Origin of the sequence: Sphingobacterium humi (assembly GCF_009768885.1) — a bacterium.
Lineage (GTDB): Bacteria > Bacteroidota > Bacteroidia > Sphingobacteriales > Sphingobacteriaceae > Sphingobacterium > Sphingobacterium humi.
Genome location: NZ_WSQA01000017.1, coordinates 75,489 through 95,883, shown reverse-complemented (window position 1 = coordinate 95,883; position 20,395 = coordinate 75,489). Strand labels below are relative to the sequence as shown.

Annotated in this window: 14 protein-coding genes; 8 read left to right on the top strand and 6 right to left on the bottom strand. The window is 46.8% G+C overall.

Annotated elements, in window-relative coordinates:
- Positions 1-238 precede the first annotated feature (238 nt).
- Positions 239-1,255: a LacI family DNA-binding transcriptional regulator gene (locus GQF63_RS18120; protein ID WP_160370659.1), complete on the top strand. Its 1,017-nt coding sequence runs from the start codon at positions 239-241 to the stop codon at positions 1,253-1,255.
- Here the strand turns inward: GQF63_RS18120 and GQF63_RS18115 are convergent.
- The 4 genes from GQF63_RS18115 to GQF63_RS18100 all read right to left on the bottom strand — a co-directional run bounded on the left by GQF63_RS18115 (position 1,252) and on the right by GQF63_RS18100 (position 5,659).
- A complete protein-coding gene (locus GQF63_RS18115; protein ID WP_160370664.1) occupies positions 1,252-2,538 on the bottom strand; it encodes an MFS transporter in 1,287 nt (428 codons plus the stop codon). The two genes, GQF63_RS18120 and GQF63_RS18115, sit on opposite strands and share 4 nt — an antisense overlap.
- 83 nt (positions 2,539-2,621) lie before the next feature.
- Positions 2,622-3,416: an alpha/beta hydrolase gene (locus GQF63_RS18110; protein WP_160370658.1), complete on the bottom strand. Its 795-nt coding sequence runs from the start codon at positions 3,414-3,416 to the stop codon at positions 2,622-2,624.
- 7 nt (positions 3,417-3,423) lie between these two features.
- Complete coding sequence (locus GQF63_RS18105; protein WP_160370657.1) at positions 3,424-4,536, bottom strand: Zn-dependent alcohol dehydrogenase; 1,113 nt, start codon at positions 4,534-4,536, stop codon at positions 3,424-3,426.
- Positions 4,523-5,659, bottom strand: a complete 1,137-nt coding sequence (locus GQF63_RS18100) for an alpha/beta hydrolase-fold protein (protein ID WP_160370656.1) — start codon at positions 5,657-5,659, stop codon at positions 4,523-4,525. The genes GQF63_RS18105 and GQF63_RS18100 overlap by 14 nt, the downstream gene beginning before the upstream one ends.
- Positions 5,660-5,783: 124 nt before the next feature.
- Here GQF63_RS18100 and GQF63_RS18095 point away from each other — a divergent pair, with 124 nt between their 5' ends.
- Positions 5,784-6,629 carry an AraC family transcriptional regulator gene (locus GQF63_RS18095; RefSeq protein WP_160370655.1) on the top strand — a complete coding sequence of 282 codons (846 nt, stop codon included), beginning with the start codon at positions 5,784-5,786 and terminating at the stop codon, positions 6,627-6,629.
- On the opposite strand, the gene GQF63_RS18090 is transcribed toward GQF63_RS18095, so the two are convergent.
- Together GQF63_RS18090 and GQF63_RS18085 are read right to left on the bottom strand one after the other, a co-directional pair.
- Positions 6,626-8,227, bottom strand: a complete 1,602-nt coding sequence (locus tag GQF63_RS18090; protein ID WP_212592650.1) for an alpha-amylase family glycosyl hydrolase — start codon at positions 8,225-8,227, stop codon at positions 6,626-6,628. The two genes, GQF63_RS18095 and GQF63_RS18090, sit on opposite strands and share 4 nt — an antisense overlap.
- An 11-nt stretch (positions 8,228-8,238) precedes the next feature.
- A complete protein-coding gene (locus tag GQF63_RS18085) occupies positions 8,239-9,057 on the bottom strand; it encodes a phytanoyl-CoA dioxygenase family protein (protein WP_160370653.1) in 819 nt (272 codons plus the stop codon).
- Between the two features lie 430 nt (positions 9,058-9,487).
- Between GQF63_RS18085 and GQF63_RS18080 the strand changes: the two genes are divergently transcribed.
- Genes GQF63_RS18080 through GQF63_RS18055 form a run of 6 tightly spaced genes read left to right on the top strand, consistent with a single transcriptional unit; the run spans position 9,488 to position 19,920 of the window.
- On the top strand, positions 9,488-12,451 hold the full coding sequence (locus GQF63_RS18080; protein WP_160370652.1) for a SusC/RagA family TonB-linked outer membrane protein: 2,964 nt from the start codon (positions 9,488-9,490) through the stop codon (positions 12,449-12,451).
- A gap of 15 nt (positions 12,452-12,466) precedes the next feature.
- Positions 12,467-14,047 carry a RagB/SusD family nutrient uptake outer membrane protein gene (locus GQF63_RS18075; protein WP_160370651.1) on the top strand — a complete coding sequence of 527 codons (1,581 nt, stop codon included), beginning with the start codon at positions 12,467-12,469 and terminating at the stop codon, positions 14,045-14,047.
- A gap of 18 nt (positions 14,048-14,065) precedes the next feature.
- Positions 14,066-15,085 carry a SusE domain-containing protein gene (locus GQF63_RS18070; RefSeq protein WP_160370650.1) on the top strand — a complete coding sequence of 340 codons (1,020 nt, stop codon included), beginning with the start codon at positions 14,066-14,068 and terminating at the stop codon, positions 15,083-15,085.
- A gap of 12 nt (positions 15,086-15,097) precedes the next feature.
- A complete protein-coding gene (locus GQF63_RS18065) occupies positions 15,098-16,936 on the top strand; it encodes a glycoside hydrolase family 13 protein (RefSeq protein WP_160370649.1) in 1,839 nt (612 codons plus the stop codon).
- Between the two features lie 4 nt (positions 16,937-16,940).
- Positions 16,941-17,594, top strand: a complete 654-nt coding sequence (gene pgmB, locus GQF63_RS18060) for a beta-phosphoglucomutase (RefSeq protein WP_160370648.1) — start codon at positions 16,941-16,943, stop codon at positions 17,592-17,594.
- A 16-nt stretch (positions 17,595-17,610) separates the two neighbouring features.
- Positions 17,611-19,920 carry a family 65 glycosyl hydrolase domain-containing protein gene (locus GQF63_RS18055; protein ID WP_160370647.1) on the top strand — a complete coding sequence of 770 codons (2,310 nt, stop codon included), beginning with the start codon at positions 17,611-17,613 and terminating at the stop codon, positions 19,918-19,920.
- Positions 19,921-20,395: the final 475 nt, after the last annotated feature.

The following is a 20,395-nucleotide window of genomic DNA, read 5'->3' as shown; positions in this document are numbered from 1 at the left end:
TTAGGCTATCACTATGAACAGCTTGTCCTCCTGTTTTACGTTTCTTCTCCGGATTTCTCATAACTATTAAAGTTAATTCTTAATGTCCGCTTTTTGTAAACCATTTTTAGGAATGGACACGTATTTAGTAGTTAGACCTTGTTTGTAGATAAAAAAATACCTATTCATAACCTCTTCAAAATTGCTATATTAGCATCGGTTTATCGGGCAGTTTTCCCGAACCTATCTATAGAAATAAATGGCAAAAATTGATATTATACAACTGGCCAGAGTGCTGAATCTTTCTAAATCCACGGTATCTCGTGCCTTTAGAGATAGTAGCGATATCAACCCCAAAACCAAGGAGCGTATTTTAAAGGTGGCCAAGGAACTGAACTACCAGCCGAACCATTATGCCAGCAACTTACGCGAGCAGAAAAGTAAAACCATAGCCATCGTTATACCCGAGTTGGCCAACAACTATTTTACCCAGATTATTCAGGGTGCTGAAAAAGAAGCAAAAAAACAAGGCTATCATATCCTGATTTTTGTAACAGATGATGATATCAGCAAGGAACGCGATTTTATCCGCAGCCTGGCCAGCGGCCGCGTCGATGGGGTCATCATGTCGGCATCTGGAGAATCTACCGACCACAGCTATCTGGAACGCATCAACTACGAACATTTACCCATCGTGTTATTCGATCGGATTTACGACGATATCCATCTTCCAAAAGTAGTGACCGACGATTACCAAAGTAGTTTCGCCGCAACCGAACACCTCATTCAAAACGGTTGCCAGCGCATCGCTTACCTCGTAATTAATAAAGAATTATCCATCGGTAAAACCCGGATGCAGGGCTATGAAGATGCCCTGAAAAAATATAAAATCCCACTTCGAAAACGCTTGATTATAGACTGTAGCAATTCCTATGAAGAAAACAGCGGCATAATTGAAGAAGCGATACGAAAACAACAACCCGATGGCATATTAGCCTCGGTAGAGCGTTTAGCCTTCTCCACCTATTACGTCTGTCGGCGTATGGGCATACAAATTCCCGAAACGTTAAAAGTAATTGCCTTCTCCAGCTTAGAAATTGCAGGCTTGATGCATCCGCCCCTATCCGTGGTGCGGCAACCCGCGGTGCAGATTGGTGAAAAAGCCGCAGCAACCCTTTTAAAGCAACTTGCTGGCGATAGCCTCAGCGAAGAGGAAAGGTTTATCACCATGCAGTCTGACCTGGTTATTCGGGAGTCCTCCAAAGCAAAAGCCTAATCGGCCTTCACAAATAAGGTAGAAACAGCCGCCAACAGCATAAATACACCTGCCATCGTTAAGCAATAAACCGCTTGGTTATGGAATACATGTTTAACGATTACGGCCCCCAACACCCCATTCACCAATTGCGGCAGGGTAATAAAGAAGTTAAATAAGCCCATATACAGCCCCATTTTCTTTGCCGGCAGCACCCCGGAAAGCATGGAATAGGGCGTCGCCAAAATACTGGCCCAGGCCATCCCCACGAAAATCATCGGAATAAACAGCAGGTCGGCATCCTGAATGAAGAGAATGGATATAAAGCCTAATCCAGAAAGTCCCAAGGCCAACATATGCGTTTTCTTTTTGCCTAGGGCTTGGTATAATTTCGGCAAGACCAGCGCAAACAAGGTCGCCACTAAATTATAGACCCCGAATAATACCCCCGTCAAATTTCCGGCATCTGAATAGGCAACCGAAGAGGTGTCACTAGCAGGCAGATGATAAATATGTTGGGCTATGGCCGGGGTGGTAAACACCCACATGGAAAACAAGGCAAACCAAGAAAAGAATTGCACCAATCCCAGTTGCTTCATCGCCTTGGGCATTTGCTTGAAGTCGGAAAATATCGCTGTAAAACTAGCGGTATGGGCAGGTTGCTCTTCCGCATCTTCTTCTTCAAATGCACGTAATTCCTCGTTGCTATATTCTTTGGTAGTAATCACTGTCCACAACAGCGAAAGCACCAGCACAATGGCCCCGACATAGAAAGACCAGATCACATTATCGGGCACATGGCCCGGCTCCGCAACTTTGCTTACCCCCATATAAGTGGAAAGCACATAAGGAAGAAAAGAACCGATGATGGCACCCGCACCAATTAAAAAGGTTTGCACCGCATAGCCATAGCCGTGCTGTTCCTTCGGCAGGTTATCGGCCACCAACGCCCGAAAGGGTTCCATTGATACGTTAAAAGCCACATCCATAATCATCAGCATCCCCGCGCCAATCAACAAGGGCGGCAATAACAGGGTCAATACGGAAGCATTCGGCATTAAGGCCAATGCGGCAGCAGCAACGAGAGCTCCGCCGAGGAAAAAAGGTCGACGCCGACCTAAGCGGGTCCAGGTTCGATCGGAGAAATAACCAATAATCGGTTGAATAAGCATGCCCGACAAGGGGGCAACCAACCAAAACAAGGACAAATGCTCTACATCGGCACCGAAGGTTTGCAAAATCCGAGAGGCATTGCCCGTTTGTAAGGCGAAGCCAAATTGAATTCCAAAGAATCCAAAACTCATATTAAAGATTTGTGCCCGCGAAAGCCTGGGCTTGCTTCGTTTAGCCAGATGTTGCATGTGTCGTTTGGGTTTATAAATAGGTTTTACGGCTGTAAATTAAAAAATAATAACGTTTCCAAGATATTATTTTTCCAATAATCCCAGTTGTGCTCGCCGGTATACTCCCGGTAAGTATGGTAAATTCCTGCTTCTTCTAAGTCTGAATGCAGTTTCCTGTTGAAATTAAGCAGTAAATCTCCGCGTCCGCAATCAAATCGGAAGGGCCTTAGTTTTTCCTTATTGGCTAAGAAACTAGCCAACAGGTCATGGGGTGCCGCCCAGCGATAGGCCGAAAGTTCTTCTTCCACAAAGAGCGAAAACTCATCTATCGTGGTGATGGACGAAAGGCCGGCAAATGCGGAAAAAATATGCGGATAGGAACTGCCGATGCGCAGTGCGCCGTAGCCCCCCATGGATAAGCCCGCAATAAAAAACCGGGATTCCGCCGACACCGCATCTGGATAGGCTTCCCGTGCTGCCTGCGGCACATCTTGCACTATCCATTGCTCAAAATCCTGATCGCGATGGGGCACATAGCCCGATCCATCGCCCCACAGACCATCCGAAGGCATCGCCAAAATCATGGGCGCCAGCTGCCCCGCAAGGATGGCACGTTCGGCTTGCTCGTGCACCCCGGAACATAAAGGCCAGCTCCAGGCACTGCCATACACACCATGCAAGAGGATCACCACCGGCGTATCTGCTGGACATTTTTCAGGTTTATAGAAACAGATATCACCGCGACCTTTTAAGTGGGTAGACTTGACGGTTACAAATTGCAAATTCTTGAACCCATAGCGGGGATTCGATTTTTCTAGCGTTCTAAAGGTTTGCTCCATGCCTATTTTAAAATATAATAACGCCTTTGGCATTGCGCCCTTTCAGTAAATCATCAAACGCTTGCGGAAGTTCTGCTAAGCGATAGCTTCGGGTAATCATTTCATCGAGTAATAATTCCCCGGCCTCATAATGTTGAATTAACCGATCGAAATCACGCATCGGGTTACATTGTCCGTATAATGGGTTTAAATATAGTTTATCCCATTCAAAAAGATTCATGTCGAAATCGATTACCTCTTCGATACCACTCACTTGAATAGCGGTTCCGGCATTACGAATCATCGCCAAAGGAGCAGCTCCCAATTCCGGTCGAGCCGTACATTCAAAGGCATAATCTGCCCCTCGGCCATTACAAAGCTGCTTTACCTGTGATGCCATGTTCATTAATCCGCGGTCTTCACTATCGGCCAACAGCAAATGGGTCGCTCCAAATTGTTTGGCCATTCTTAAGCGTTCCGGATTAATATCGATGGCGATAATCATGGCGGCTTTACTGATTTTCGCCCCTTGAATAACGCTTAAGCCTACAGCTCCGGTGCCCAACACCACCACCGAACTGCCCGCGGCAACTTTTCCGGCATTCACGACGGAACCATAACCGGTCATGACACCGCAGCCCAGAATAGCCGCCGCAGCATAGGATAAACGCGGGGAATTGATTTTAGTTACCGCCGCAGCCTGCACGAGGGTATATTCACTGAGGGTTCCCAAATGAAACGAGCGCGCTATAGGTTGCCCCTGCCAGGTGCAACTTTCCATGCGGGCATGGCCTAGGTTAGTCTGATGCCCTTGCCCGGTAACCGGCGAGCTGCGCTCGCAGATATGATAATTCCCCAGATTGCATTGAAAACAAGCCATACAGGGAATAGCCCAATTGAGCAATACCCGATCTTGCGCCTGCACATGGCTCACACCTTCGCCTACTTGCAGCACTTGCCCGGCGCCCTCATGCCCCAGAATGAGGGGCTTATTCCAGCGTAGGGAATCATAATCGGTATGGCAAACTCCGGCAGCTTTCAGTTGCACAAGCACTTCGCCCGGCCCCGGCGGGGCCACTTGAATGTCGTCAATCTGTATATTTCCATGCCCATCGGTGATGGCGGCTTTACATGTTAGCATAATTTTTAGCAAATAAAAAGGTATAAGGAAGGAAAAGTCGCCGAGACCAGGCTAGTTCATTATGCGGGTCATCCGGAAATTCTTCGTATTGAAAGCGAATGTTTTTGTCCTGCTCCAGGAGCGTCTTCATTTCGCGATTGCTGGGCAGGAAATCGTAGTCTAAGTCTTTTCCGCCGCAATCTAGATAGACAGCAGACTGCCTTAAAGGGCTGCGATTGGCTTTGATTTGCGCCAGTAGATCGCCATCATCAAAATAAAAAGCACTGGATAGGCAGGCGCCTTTGGAAAAGACCTGCGGATAGGTATAAAGAGCATAGAGGGAAATTAACCCGCCCATCGAGGAGCCGATGATGGCAGTATTCGCCCGGTCGGCCTTCGTACGATACTGCTGATCGATGAAAGGCTTTAATTCCTCCACCAAAAAGCGCAGGTAGTTTTTCCCTTCCACAGTACCGTTGTATTCTATCCAACGATCTTTTGTGTTCGCAATGCCTACAATAATAAACTCTTCAATAGCGCCTTTGCGCATCAGGCTGTCGGCCACTTCATCCATGCGCCACTCCTTGCCACTGAGGTTCGTATGGTCGAAGAGGTTCTGCCCATCATGGGCATACAACACCGGATACCGTTTTGTTGTATTCAATGCATAGGAAGCTGGCAACCAAACTACGACATTCCGGGTTTGCTTTAAATACACACTGCCCATTTGATGATGATAGCGAACCGTGCCGGTAATGCTGCGCTGATACAGATCGTTCCATTGACTGGGCTGCAAAAATACGCTGGTATCTTTAACAAGCTTTAATTTGGTAGAAACCGCCGGATGGCCGGTATGGTTATACAGGGCCTCCTTGTAATAGGAACCGCGCGTTAATTTAAACTCCAGTTCTGTATTTACAGGAAAGGTAAAAACACCCTCCCAGAGGCCATTGCCTAAGGGCTTTAAGGCCGTACTCTTGGGGTAGATCCAAAATCCCCAAACCGCTTGGTTGCCGATAACTAATATGGAATCGCCTACCGGGGTTTGCGGAGGTGCCTGTACCCGAATTCGCAAGCTGGCATCCTGCCCGAAAACAGGAAGCATCCACAGCCAAGCCAGAACGTAAAGGATAGAGTGTTGCATGTGAAATTTATAAGAGGTTATACGAATTTACTGACTTTTATCCCTGTTAAACAGGTCATATTTTATGCTAATACTGGTTTATTTTGGAAATTTAGTCTAACTTAAACCCTGATATAGCCAATTTATGCAAAAAGCGAAACCCGAAATATTACAAAATGGCGGGCAAGAATCTTTCTTGATCCGCTCCTTCGGCCATGAAGCTTTTTTGGCGCCTTTCCACTATCATCCCGAATATGAGCTTACCTATATTATTCGCGGCAAAGGAAAACGATATATCGGCAACCGGATGGATGATTTCGCGGATGGTGATTTCGTGCTGATCGGCCCAAACCAAGCCCATTGCTGGAAACTGGATAACCCCGATCCGAAAGCACATGCCGTTGTCATACAATTTACCCATGCCTTTCTGGGCACTGAATTCTTTGAAAAACCAGAGTTCAGCAACATCAACAACATGTTGAAGGAAAGCGAAGCGGGCTTATCCTTTCCCCACCCTCGGCAGCTCAGCCGCTATATGCTGCGTTTGCGAAAGTCGGCGGGCGTAGAACGTATCCTGAACTTTCTGGAACTGTTGCATGAATTAGCCAAACAACCCTACCAGTCGATTAATGCCGGTACCTTTGACAACAATAAGGAGCAAACCGCCGATAGCAACCGCATCAACGTGATTATGGCCTATATTGTCGAGAACTTCAAAAAGGATATCAACCTGAACGATGTGGCCAATGTAGCCAACCTGACACCCAATGCCTTCTGCAAATATTTCAAAAAACTGACCCGCAAAACCTTTGTCGATATGCTGGTGCAATACCGCTTGAACTATGCCGTGCAGCAATTGCTGCATACCGACAATCCGGTTAGTGCCATAGCCCTGGAAAGTGGCTTTAACGATATGTCTTATTTCTATAAAACCTTCAAAGCTAAGATGGGACTAAGCCCCCTGGCTTACCGAAAGAAGTTTGTAGCCTAAGCCTCTTCTAGCAGCCAAACCTGAATGCCATAGGCCTCAAGACGGGTCTTGCTAGCCGCATCGCCCTTTTCTGCTTTACCATCCAGATAAACCTGCTTGGCTTTCCCCGAATCAGCGGGTAAGGTGAAATCGACCGTCGCATCCGATAGGTTGATCAATACCAAGGCTTTCCCATCCTCGTCTTGACGATAGAAACTAACTAAGGCGTTATGATCATTTGCGTAGGAAGCATAGCTCCCCCGAATTAAAACCGGATATTTCTTCCGCAATTGGATCAACTGTTTATAGGTGCTTAACAAGGATGTTGGGTCTGGGGCTTGCTCCTCGACGGATATCCCATCGTTGCTCTTCACATTGCTGCTATCCCACCAGGGGCCAGAGTCGCGATACCAATAGGGCATTCCCGCGCTGTCTTTATTTTTAAACCATTCGAAAGCCTCCCGCGAGGGAATCTCATTGGCATCGGTAATGATGCCATACTTCATAAAGTAACTCTCCCCTAGCATGCCTATTTCCTGTCCATAGTAGATGGAGGGAATGCCGCCCAGCAATAAATTCAAGGCTGCCCCTACTTTTTCTTTGCCCTTATCCTGCTTCACCGCGGTAGAAAACCGCGTCATATCGTGGTTCTCAATGAAAATAAGCTGATTCTTCCCGGCTGGAGTTTCACGGAACGTGGTATCGGCATAAGCCATAACCTTGGCCTTATCCAGGCTGCGAATGGCTTGTTGGATGCGGAATCCGAAAACCCAATCTACCTTGGCGTTGGTCAGGTAGTCTATGCCATAGGATCCCCAATCTGCTTGCTCAGCCATAATATGGATATCGGGATTGATACTTTTTAAGGTATCGATCAGGGGTACCCAGAAATCACGGAAGAGATTGGTCAAGCGGCCTTTATTGTCCAAGTCATCCATCATATGGTCTAATCGGAAACCATCCACCCCATCATCAAATTGACCATCTTGATTGGGATCTAGCCAATAGCTAAACAGCTTTTTGTTATAGGCGATCACCTCCTTGTTCAGCAGGTTCACCGTGGTAATTTTCCGGACTAGCCCATCATAGCCTTTCAGATCATAGATATCGAAAACAATGGACGCGGGTTTTAGCTGCTCCTTATCGTCGTATAGAATATAGTCGGAATACGGCGAGGCAGGATTGCCATAGGAATCCTTATACCATAAGTGATCTTCGGTGACATATTGGGTTTCCATATCCATATAGAGCTTCATCTCCCGCCGATGGATTTCTCGAATCAGCGCCATGTAATCTTCCTTGCTGCCGTAGCTGGAGTCGATTTTCTCAAAATCACTGGAATAATAGTTATGATAATAGACAGATTCATACAGCGGCGTCATCAGGATGGAGGTCACACCCAGATCTTGCAGGTAATCCAATTTGGATTGTAAGCCGCGCAAATCCCCATGCTGATCGCCATTGCTATCATAAAAGCTTCGCTGAAAAACATGATAGATGATCTCATCCTGTACGGTTTCAGCCGACTTTCCTGCGGGTTGCTGACAGCCCAGGACAAGCCATAACCCAACCAGCAGCAGCCCAAATACTGTAGTTCTTTTTCCTTTCATCCAAACCATCCTTCCTCAGATTATAATAAGAGGGGATTGATGGCCGAATCGGCAAGACTGCCAGGTTCTTTACCCATTAACCATTGCTGCCGATCGTTTTCCTGCCATTGATGCTTCGGCTCGGTCACTTTCGCACCGTCGGCATAATAGATAATGGTCATCACGGCACGCATCTTATCCGATGAATTGCCCGGCGCATTATGGATCGTATAGCCATAATGAAAGGTCGCATCACCCGCTTGCATGGCATCAGGATGCACAACCGGGAAGTTATTTTCTTTCACGTATTCCGCAAAAGTCTTTTCAGACTCATCCGAAATAATCACATCCGATACGTTATTCTGTTTGTGAGAGCCTGTCGCGAAGGTCAGCATGCCCATCTCGGCATTCGGGATATCAACCAGCGGCATCCACATGGTAATCGTATTGCTGGTATCCAATGGCCAGTAATTCTGATCCTGATGCCATGGCGTCGGACCGCCTCCCGGCTCCTTGAACAACGCTTGATCATGATATAGCCGCACATTATCCACCCCTAGCAAATCCGCAGCAATCTTCGCAAAACGCTTCGCCAAAACAAAACGCTTCACTTCCTCGTCTACCAGCCAGAGGTTCATAATCTGTAAAAAGGCCTTGCCATAGGTATCCCGATCTTCCAACTTACGCTTCTCCTCATTATGCTTAGCCGCGGCTCGGCTGATCACCTCCTTATAATACTGCGCTGTATCCCGATCTAGGATATCGCGAATTAGGATATGGCCGTCTTGCTGAAAGGCTGCAGCTTCCTCCGCCGAAACCGACTTAAGCTCATCCAGTAGCTGATGTGTCTGTGTACTCATGATTTATAAATTTGGTCTATACCCAAAGTTACGAAGGCTGCCTCCCTCCCTTTCGGGGGAAATTTAACTTATTCATGGTTTATATTATCCTAAACAATCCTACAACCTTAAAAAACAGATAAAATAAGCACTACAAAACACAGGACTGTTCCCGTCAAGAGAATTAATGATTTCCTAAATTTTAAGAAGAAAATGACGTTTTTATTCGGGAACGTTCTCGAATAAACAAGGGAATTGATCGACCAAATATAACAAATATTTATTTTTATTACGTTGGTTTACAATTATTTAACAATAAAAAGCAAAGCTTTTTAGCTTATGATAAAAATTATAAATAATTCTTTTTTTTATAACAATTGTATAATATTTTAGTAATCAACCAAGGAGCGGGCAAATACATGCCTGCTGATTATAAACAAAAAATAAAATTATGGTTAGGGATTTTTACAATTGGCACTTTCGGCTAATCATTATCTTCGTCTTCAGTTTTTATGGCGTTTCGGCACAACAGAATCTACAACTTTCGGGAAAGGTTGTCGATGAGGCGGGTCATGCGTTAGCTGGGGCGACGGTAAGCATTAAAGGCAGCGGAAAACAAGCCTCCACCGATCAATCCGGTAATTATGTGCTATCCTCCTTAAGTGCGGGCACTGTTATCGTGGAAGCAAGCTATGTGGGGCATAGCAGCTCGGAACAACGTATTAACTTAAGCAGCTCGCAAGTATTAGACTTTACCCTATCGTCTAATGCAGAGGAGATTGGAGAAGTGGTGGTCATTGGTTACGGTACGGTCGAGCGTAAGCATGTGACCGGTTCGGTATCCAATGTGCAGTCGAAAGATTTTCAGAAAGGGGCGATCACCTCTCCGGATCAGTTGATTCAAGGAAAGGTGGCGGGGGTATCCATTACCTCGAACGGAGGGTCACCGGGTGCAGGGAGTAATATCCGCATTCGGGGTGGCGCATCGCTATCGGCGAGCAACAATCCGCTGATTGTGGTGGACGGCAATCCGTTAAATGGCTCTGGCATTTCAGGAGCGGCCAATCCCTTATCCTTAATCAATCCCAACGATATAGAATCCATGACCATCTTAAAGGATGCCAACGCTACTGCCATTTACGGTTCGCGGGCTTCCAATGGGGTCATTTTAATCACGACGAAAACCGGTAAAATCGGTCGTCCGAAACTAGGCTTAAGTACAGTCAATTCCTTATCTACCATTGCCAATCAGGTAGATGTGTTGAGTGCGGATCAGGTGCGGGCCTTCGTGAATGAGAAAGGTACGGCTGCGCAGAAAGGACTATTAGGCTCGGCGAATACTGACTGGCAAGACCTCATCTATAAAAATGCCTTTACCACCGACAATAACATCAGTTTATCTGGCGGTTTAAAAAATATGCCCTACCGCGTTTCGATTGGCTATTTGGAGCAAGAAGGTAACTTAAGAAGCGACATGCTTCGTCGCGGAAGCTTAGGCGTGAATATATCGCCACGCTTTTTTGATAATCATTTGAAGTTAGACATCAACTTTAAAGGGAGCATGACGAATCAGAATTTCGCGAATACGGGTGCTATCGGTTCGGCTATTGTCTTTGATCCGACGCAGCCCGTGTATGACCCCGCAAGCCCTTACGGTGGATTTTTCGAGTGGCAAGAAGGGGCAGTTCCCAATTCTTTATCCCCCCGTAACCCGGTATCACAATTAGAGAATTATGGCAACCGTGCTGCTGCCAACCGCAGCATCGGGAATGCACAATTAGATTACTCTTTCCATTTCTTACCGGAATTACATGCCAACATCAATGTAGGTTATGATATTGCGGCAGGCAAGGGCGCTACCAGTATTCCAGAATTTGCAGCCTCGAACTTTGCGAATAAAGGCTTTTTCCAACGCTATAGAGGAAAACAAAACAACACTTTTATTGAAGGCTATTTAAACTACGTAAAAGATATAGAAAGCATCCGCAGCAATATCAATGTAACGGCGGGATACGGCTATTACGACAACAAAGAAACCTCGTTTAACTACGACTCGTATAATGCCTTAGGAACCGTATTAACGACCCCTACTTTCCCAGATAATGTGCAGCAAAACCGCCTGTTATCCTATTACGGACGTTTAATCTACTCCATTGCCGACCGGTATATCCTTTCCGGAACCGTCCGCGCAGATGGTTCATCGAAGTTCAATCCGGATGGCCGTTGGGGGATCTTCCCATCTGCAGCCTTCACCTGGCGCATCAAAGGCGAGAACTTCCTGAAAGACAACGCTTCGGTTTCCGACCTGAAATTGCGTATCAGCTATGGTGAAACCGGTAACAAAGACGGTATCTCCAACTACGGATTTATCCCAAGCTATTACTACAGTTCGAATGAGTCGCAGTATCAAATTGGCGATCAATTCTATCATGTATACTCACCGATTGCTTACGATGCGAGTCTGCGTTGGGAGTCTACCGCCACCAGCAATATCGGTTTAGATTATGGTTTCTGGAACGGCCGTATCTACGGAAGTATCGATGCCTACCACAAGAAAACCAAAGACCTTTTGGCGACAATTGAGATTCCGGTAGGAACCAATTACAGCAATCAGCTATTGACCAACGTCGGCAATATGGAAAACCGCGGTATCGAGGGAAGCATCAATATCCAAGCGATCAAAAGCGACCATTTCAACTGGGATTTAGGCTTCAACATGACGGTGAACGAAAGTAAGGTAACCAACCTGACCCTGAATGATAATCCAGGCTATCAGCTTGCTGCAGGTTGGATTACAGGCGGTACGGGCAACGTGATCCAATACCATACCGTAGGCCTTGCTCCTTACCAATACTTTGTCTACAAGCAAGTATACGACCAACAAGGCATGCCATTAGAAGGCGTATATGAAGACCTGAATGGGGATGGCGCAATTACCTCGGCCGATCGGTATTACTACCAGAAACCGGCTCCAGATTATTTCATGGGCTTTACCACGTCTATCAACTACAAGAAATTCACGTTAAATACAGTGATACGTGCCAGCTTCGGGAATTACGTGTATGATAACATCTCCTCAAACTTTGGTGTTGCACGGAATATCCTGAACCCTTCTCGCTTTATCAACAATGCGACCTCCGATGTTTACAGTACGAATTTCAATAACAACCAGTATTACAGCGATTATTACATCAATAATGCTTCCTTCCTACGGATGGACAACTTAGGCTTGATTTACAATGTAGGCAACCTGGATAAAGAAGGAACGGTAACTATGACGGTGAATGCCAATGTGCAGAATGTGTTTGTGGTATCGAAATACAAGGGTATAGATCCGGAGTTATTCAATGGTATTGATTACACCCTATATCCACGTCCTCGGATTTATTCCTTAGGCTTAAACTTTGGATTTTAATAAAAATAGACCATCATGAAAAGATATATAAAAAACAGTATTTGGGGTGCCATGCTAGTCCTGGCGGTCAGTTCCTGCAGCCAAGACCTGCTGGATCTAAGCCCGAAGAACGATATTACAGCCGATCAGGTTTATAAATCAGAACAAGGCTATAAGGAAGCCTTTTTAAAGCTGTATGGCAGTTTAGCGATGACTTCCGGGGGCGGCGAAGGGGCGAGTGATTTAGCGGGTATTGATGCCGGGCAGTCCGATTTCTTCCGTTTGTACTGGAATATCCAGCAATTAACCTCCGATGAAACCCTGTGTGGCTGGAATGACCCTGGTGTTCCGGATATGGTATACGGCACACCGGATGCCGATAATATTATGGTGAAAGGCCTATACACGCGGACGTTATATACCATTACCGTGGCCAATGAGTTCCTGCGTGAGAGTACGCCGGAGAAGCTTGCCGCGCGCAGCATTTCCAATACGGCGGCTATAGATGAATATCGTGCAGAAGCACGCTTTATCCGTGCCTATCAATATTGGATATTGCTCGACCTGTTTGGCAATCCACCTTTTATTACGGAAGAGAATGTGATCGGTAAGGAATCGCCAAAACAGATTCAACGGGCTGATCTCTTCAAGTATGTAGAGCAAGAATTATTAGCTATTGAGCCTATTATAAAAAAGGCGAAACAGAACGAATACGGACGTGCCGATCAAGGCGCCGTGTGGACCCTGTTGACCCGTTTATATTTAAATGCGCAGGTATATACCGGCACGGGTAAATACACCGAAGCCATTACCTACGCCAATAAAATTATCAATGGCGGCTATGCCTTATCCAGCAGCTATGCAAACCTCTTTTTAGAAGACAATTACAGCACAGCCAAGAATGAGATTATCTTCTCCATCAATTACGATGGCGTTAAAACCCGCAACTTTGGAGGCACCACCTTCTTGATCAACTCCTTGATCAATGGGGAGATGATTCCGACCAACTTCGGTGTACCTACCGGTGGTTGGGGTGGCAATCGCAGTACCAAGGTTGTTCCGCAAGCCTTTGGCGATTATAGCGGCAATACCGATAAACGCGCCATGTTCTTCGGCGATAAATTAGAAAACGACGAGTTAGGCGAGTTTAAAGACGGCCTACGCGTAACCAAGTTCAAAAACGTGAAATCCAACGGGCAGCCAGGGGCTTCCCAAGGGGGAACCTTCAGCTCTTTAGACTTTCCGTTGTTCCGTTTGGCCGATGTGTACCTAATGTATGCGGAAGCCGTATTACGTGGCGGAACGGGAGGTAGCACGGCTCAGGCTGTCAATTACTTCAACCAGATTAGAACCCGTGCTTATGGCAATGCAACAGGCAATGTTTCGGCCATTACGCTATTGGATATTCTGAATGAGCGCGGTAGGGAGTTATACTTTGAAGGCTACCGTCGTACCGATTTAATTCGATTCGGCCGCTTTACCGGCAGCACCTACACCTGGCCATGGAAAGGCGGCGTAAAAGACGGCCGTTCCATTGAAGATTTCAGAGCTTTGTTGCCTTTACCAGCAACCGATGTTATTGCCAATCCCAACTTAACACAAAATCAAGGCTATTAACATTAACACGTAGAAATTATGAACTTATTAACTAAACTTCTGTTATTCTTAAGCCTTAGCAGCCTCCTTTTCAGCGCTTGCGAAAAGGAAGAAGTAAGAACGATTGCGGGTGCAGGACAGTCGGGCAGCCTCACAGGCTCCGCAACTGCTGTGGCCCTTAGCAAAGAAAAATTAAACGATAAAGTCATTGACTTCACTCATACCGCATCAGATTTCGGCTACCCGGCGGGTATTACCTATTCCTTACAATTTGGCGAAAAAGGCAGCAATTTTGCCTCGCCACGTGAGGTTGTTTTGGCCAACGGCGTCACTACTAAATCGTATACCGGCATGGAATTCAACAACCTGTTGCTCTCCATGAACCTGCCTTTAGAGAGCGACTCGCAGGTGGAGGTACGCTTAAAATCCAGTATCTCAGCAGCTATCGCGGTCTACAGTAATGTCGTAACCATCACCTCCAGACCGATTCCATTGACTTCCTGGATTTATATCCCGGGCGATTACCAAGGCTGGAACCCGGCAACGGCCGACAGCTTAGTGTCTATTACGGGCAATGGCGTGTATACCGGCGTCATCCACTTCCCTGCGGGCAAGTCGGGCTTTAAGATCACGACCAAGAAAAACTGGGATGTGAATTTCGGCGATGGCGGTAATGGCACCATCAGTGCTACAGGGGGCAACTTTATGGCTCCTGCTGCCGGCGGAACCATGCTCTTGACGATGGATATGAACAGCAATACCTGGACCATGGAGCCCGCAGTTATTTGGGGCATGATTGGGGATGCCGTACCGGGCTCGAACTGGAGTGTCGATTCAGACATGAAGCTGGTGAATGACGGTAAGGGAAACTACGTATCCACACTTACCCTGAACACGGGCGAATTCAAATTCCGGAAGAACCACGATTGGGGCACCAACCTAGGTGGCAGCAACGGCAGCTTAACGCTTGGCGGCGGTAACATCAAAATTACCGAAGCCGGTAGTTATACGGTCAGCATGAACCCTACGGAGCTCACTTATACCCTAGTTAAAAACTAAACAACGAAGCATATGAGAATCCTTATTGCCATAGCATTTATCTGTATCCATTGCCTGTCTTTCGGGCAGGTAAAGCGAATTGAGCCCTTACATTGGTGGGTAGGTATGAACAATCCGAAGGTGCAGCTGCTTGTCTATGGCAATAATCTCAAAAACAAAACGGTAAGCATTGCCTATCCGGGTGTTTCGCTAGTAAAGCAATCGGCGGTTGACAATGCGAACTACCTCTTTTTAGATTTGGAAATTGCCCCAACGGCGAAGGCCGGCAGCCTGAAGATTATATTTTCGGAAGCGGGCAAAAAGGACTTGGTTCAACGCTATGACCTGAAAGCTCGGGATGCCTCCAAGCGCAAGCTACAGGGCGTTACATCGGCAGATTTTATCTACCTGATTATGCCCGACCGCTTTGCCAATGGCGATCCATCTAACGACCGCATCGCAGGTATGGCCGATCAAAGCTTAAACCGCGACAGCATGTACTACCGTCATGGTGGCGACCTGCAGGGCATTACGCAGCAGCTGGATTACCTGCAAGAACTCGGTGTTACAGCACTCTGGTTGAACCCCGTTTTAACCAACGATCAGCCTGTAACTTCCTATCACGGCTATGCCAATACGGAAAGCTATTTTGTCGATCCACGCTTAGGCGGCAATGAGGCCTATCGGGCACTTATTGAGGCCTGCCATCAGCGCGGCATCAAGATGGTTCAAGACCTGGTGCATAACCATTTCGGAACCGAGCACTTTACCGTGAAAGACATGCCGATGAAAGATTGGGTACATCAATGGGACAGCTTTACCAAAACAAATTACCGCGAACAAGTGCATATGGATCCCTATGCCGCCAAAGCAGACCTAGACATCATGCGTAACGGCTGGTTTGACCGGCATATGCCCGATATGAACCAGCATAACCCTTACGTAAAAAACTATATTACCCAAAGCCATATCTGGTGGATTGAGGAAATGGGCATCGATGGTTTCCGATTGGACACCTATGCCTATAACGATTTGGATTTTATGGCCGAATGGGGCAAAGCCATCGAGGCCGAATACCCGAAGATGACCTATTTCGGCGAAACTTGGGTGCATGGCATGCCAAACCAAGCCTATTTTACCCAAGGCAATAAAATCAACCAACAGCGGGAAACCCACCTGCAAGGGGTCACTGATTTTCAGGCCTACTGGGCCATTATTGAAGCCCTAAACGGAAAGTTTGGCTGGATGGATGGTGTGGTGCGGCTATACAACACCTTCGCCAGTGATTTCATGTACGAGGATGCCTACAACAATGTGGTATTCTTAGATAATCATGATATCAGCCGCTTCCTTTCGGTGGTGGGGGAAGATATAAATAAATATAAATCAGGCTTAGCCTGGTTGTTTACCACGCGCGGTATTCCGCAGCTTTATTACGGCACGGAGATTCTGATGAAGAACTTCGCCAGTCCTGATGGGTTGGTACGGGAAGATTTCCCGGGAGGCTGGGCGAAAGACAAGGTGAATAAATTTACCGCTGCCGGGCGAAGTGAAAAAGAAAACGAGGCCTTTACCTATGTAAAAACCTTAGCCAATTACCGCAAGCAAAATCCGGTTTTACAAGACGGGAAAATGCTGCAATTTATTCCGGAGGACGGCATTTATGTTTACTTCCGCTACAATGATCAGAAGCGGGTGATGGTGATTATGAATAGCAAGAACGAAGCGGTAAAAATTGATAGCAAACGCTATCAAGAAGGAATAGGAACAGCCAGCAAGGCGCGCAATATTATCAGCGGTGAAACCTTAGCTACGCTACAAACAATCGAAGTGCCAGCGAGTAGCACTTATATTTTTGAATTAATACCGTAATACCATGGCATTGTCGGCATGTTTATTTGATTTAGATGGGGTATTGGTGGATACGGCAAAATACCATTTCTTGGCCTGGAAGCAATTGGCCAATAGTTTAGGCTTTGATTTTAGCCAAGCACAGAATGAGGAACTCAAAGGCATTAGCCGTGTCGAAAGCCTGCGCAAAATCCTGGCTTGGGGAGGGCTTGATCTACCGCAAAGCCGACAGGAGGAGCTTGCACAGCTTAAGAACGGCTGGTATGTCGAGATGATTTCCAATATGGACGAAACCGAGTTATTACCGGGTTCCCTATCGCTATTGGAAAGCCTGCGGGCGCATCACATCGGCATTGCTTTAGGATCGGCCAGCAAGAATGCCAAGCTGATCTTAGCGCGCACCGGCATCAGCAGCTATTTTGATGTGATTGTAGACGGGAACATGGTCAGCAAGTCAAAACCCGATCCGGAGGTTTTTATTCGAGGTGCTGCATTGTTGCAGGTACCTGCAAGCGGCTGCATTGTTTTTGAGGATGCCAGCGCCGGCATTGAAGCCGCCCAACGGGCCCACATGAAAACCATTGGCATCGGTCAATCTACCGACCTGCCAGCGGCGGATATGGTGGTTCCCGATTTAAGTAAGATAGATTTAGATACCCTACAGCGGCTCTGCTGCTAACACTAACACATTAATTATGAAAAACTACATCTTAGCCGATGCCTGGAGTATTATTGAGGAAGGCTTTGATCCGGAGTTAAATAAAATTTCCGAAAGTTTATTTAGCCTTGGAAATGGGAAAATGGGGCAACGGGCCAACTTCGAAGAAGGCTACAGCGGTTCACATTTACAGGGGAGCTATATTGCTGGAATTTACTTTCCCGATATTACCAAAGTAGGCTGGTGGAAGAATGGCTATCCGCCGACCTTTGACAAGGTGATTAACTCCACGAATTGGATTGGTTTTGACATATACCTAGACGGGGTCTTATTGGATTTGGCGAGCTGTAGCGTACAAGCATTTCGCCGAACCCTCCATATGCGGGAAGGCTATTTACAACGTACTTTTCGTGTGGAATGGGCGCCTGGCAAGCAGGTGGAAGTAGATTGTATGCGCTTTTGCAGCATTGCCGACGATGAGCTTGGAGCAGTTTCCTATGCCCTACGGGTGTTAAATAGCGGCTGTCGCGTTCAGGTTGTATCGAAATTGGATGGCGATATTGCCAATCAAGACAGCAATTACGCCTATAAATTCTGGGAGCCGGTTGCGGATCAGCAAGACGAATCGGGCATTTACCTACAGACCAAAACATTAAAAACAGGCTTTGAACTGTGTGTTGGTGCACATAGCAGCTTGTATATCGATGATACTTTACAAGATCGCGCCGGGAGCACCTGCCAGCGACAAGAGAAATACATCGCTGAATCTTTCGAGCTGGAATTACAGGCCGGGCAAACCCTTCGTATCGAGAAGATTGCCGCGGTGCTTTCTTCCTTGAATTATGCCCCGGAGGCGCTCATGGCGCAAACGGCAGCAAAATTAAAACAGGGACAAGCGCGTGGCTTCGCCGCCCTTAAGGCCGATCAGGCGGCAGCCTGGGCCAAGAAATGGCAGCAAAGTGATATTCAGATTGAGGGCGATGTAAAGGCACAACAAGCTATTCGGTTTAATATATTCCATTTGTTTCAGACCTATACCGGGACAGATTCACGCTTGAATATCGGTCCGAAAGGATTTACCGGCGAGAAATATGCCGGTGCAACCTATTGGGATACGGAGGCCTATTGCATCCCGTTCTACCTCTCTACGGCACCGCAAGAAGTGGGGCGCAATTTACTGGTGTATCGTTATAACCATTTGCAAAAAGCCATCGAAAATGCGGAGCTGCTCGGTTTTAAACAGGGGGCTGCCCTCTATCCGATGGTGACCATGGACGGTACCGAAAGCCATAACGAATGGGAGATTACCTTTGAGGAAATTCACCGCAATGGCGCCATTGCTTACGCCATTTACAATTACATACAGTACAGTCAGGATTGGGATTACCTGCAAAGCCACGGCTTGCCGGTATTGATTGCGATTGCCAAATTCTGGGCACAGCGCGTTAATTGGAGTGCCGACAAACAACAATATGTTATTCTAGGGGTCACCGGCCCGAATGAGTATGAAAACAACGTCAACAACAACTGGTATACCAATTACCTGGCCGTTTGGTGTTTAAAATATACCATGGAAGCGCTGCGTTATGTTGCTGAATACAATGCTGAACGCTATTCGGAGCTTTTAAACTGTAGCCAATTGGACCCGCAGGAGCTGGACGCCTGGCAACAGATCAGCGAAAACATGTACTATCCTTATGATGAAGATCTGGACGTCTTCTTACAGCAGGATGGTTACCTAGACAAGGAGCAAATATTAGTGCAAGATCTCCCTGCCTCCGAGCGTCCGCTGAATCAAAAATGGAGCTGGGATCGTATCTTACGTTCCTGTTTTATCAAACAGGCTGACGTATTGCAGGGGATGTATTTCTTTGAGGATGACTTTAGCCTGGATGCGCTACGTCGGAATTTTGATTTCTACGAGCCGCGGACGGTGCACGAAAGCTCACTATCGCCCTGCATCCACAGCATTTTGGCGGCCAAGCTGAAAGATGAGGATCGGGCCTATGCCTTCTACTTGCGGACGGCGCGCTTAGATTTAGACGATTATAATAACGATACGGAGGATGGCTTGCACATCACCTCGATGGCCGGAACCTGGATGAGCATTGTGCAGGGTTTTGCTGGAATGCGGGTAAAAGGTGAAAAAATATCCTTCCAGCCCTTCCTGCCGGAACAATGGGATGCCTTTACATTCCATATAGGCATTCGTGGTATAATTCTTTCGGTGCGCATCAGCAAGCAGCTGCTGTCCATCCGGAACCTGTCGCAGGAAGAGATCGACGTGCATGTTGGGGAGGCGTACTATGCTATTGAGGGGCAACAATCGGTCGATATCCCACTTTAGACCTATCGAAAACAGCGATTTATAACGGGCAGCCAAGTTAGGCGGCCCTTTTTTGTCGGTGCTTCTGCTGAGGGTATTTGTTGGGCTTTTGCTGGCCTCTTTTTATGCCCTTTGTAAGGCATTTGCAAAGGGGGTTAATACGGGTGAGAAAGGGGAGTGAAAAGAGTGAAAAGAGAGGTTGTTGGGGAGAAGTTGCTGGGGAGAGTGTTTGTTATTGTTCTGTCATCGTGATTTTTATGATAATGCGATGGCAATACGATGACAGTACGATTAAAAAAACTCCCTTAACCTAATCCCCCTCAAACCACACAGCTTTGTTACAATTGTTTGCGCATTTTCCCCTATCTATGCGGTTTTATTCTGTTTCCCAGAATATTTTTACGTTTTCAAGGTTAAATGAAATCTAAACTTAACACAAAATTTATAGCTTTAATCTGCTTAATAACCAAGTTTTAGACCACAGCTTTTTATAAAT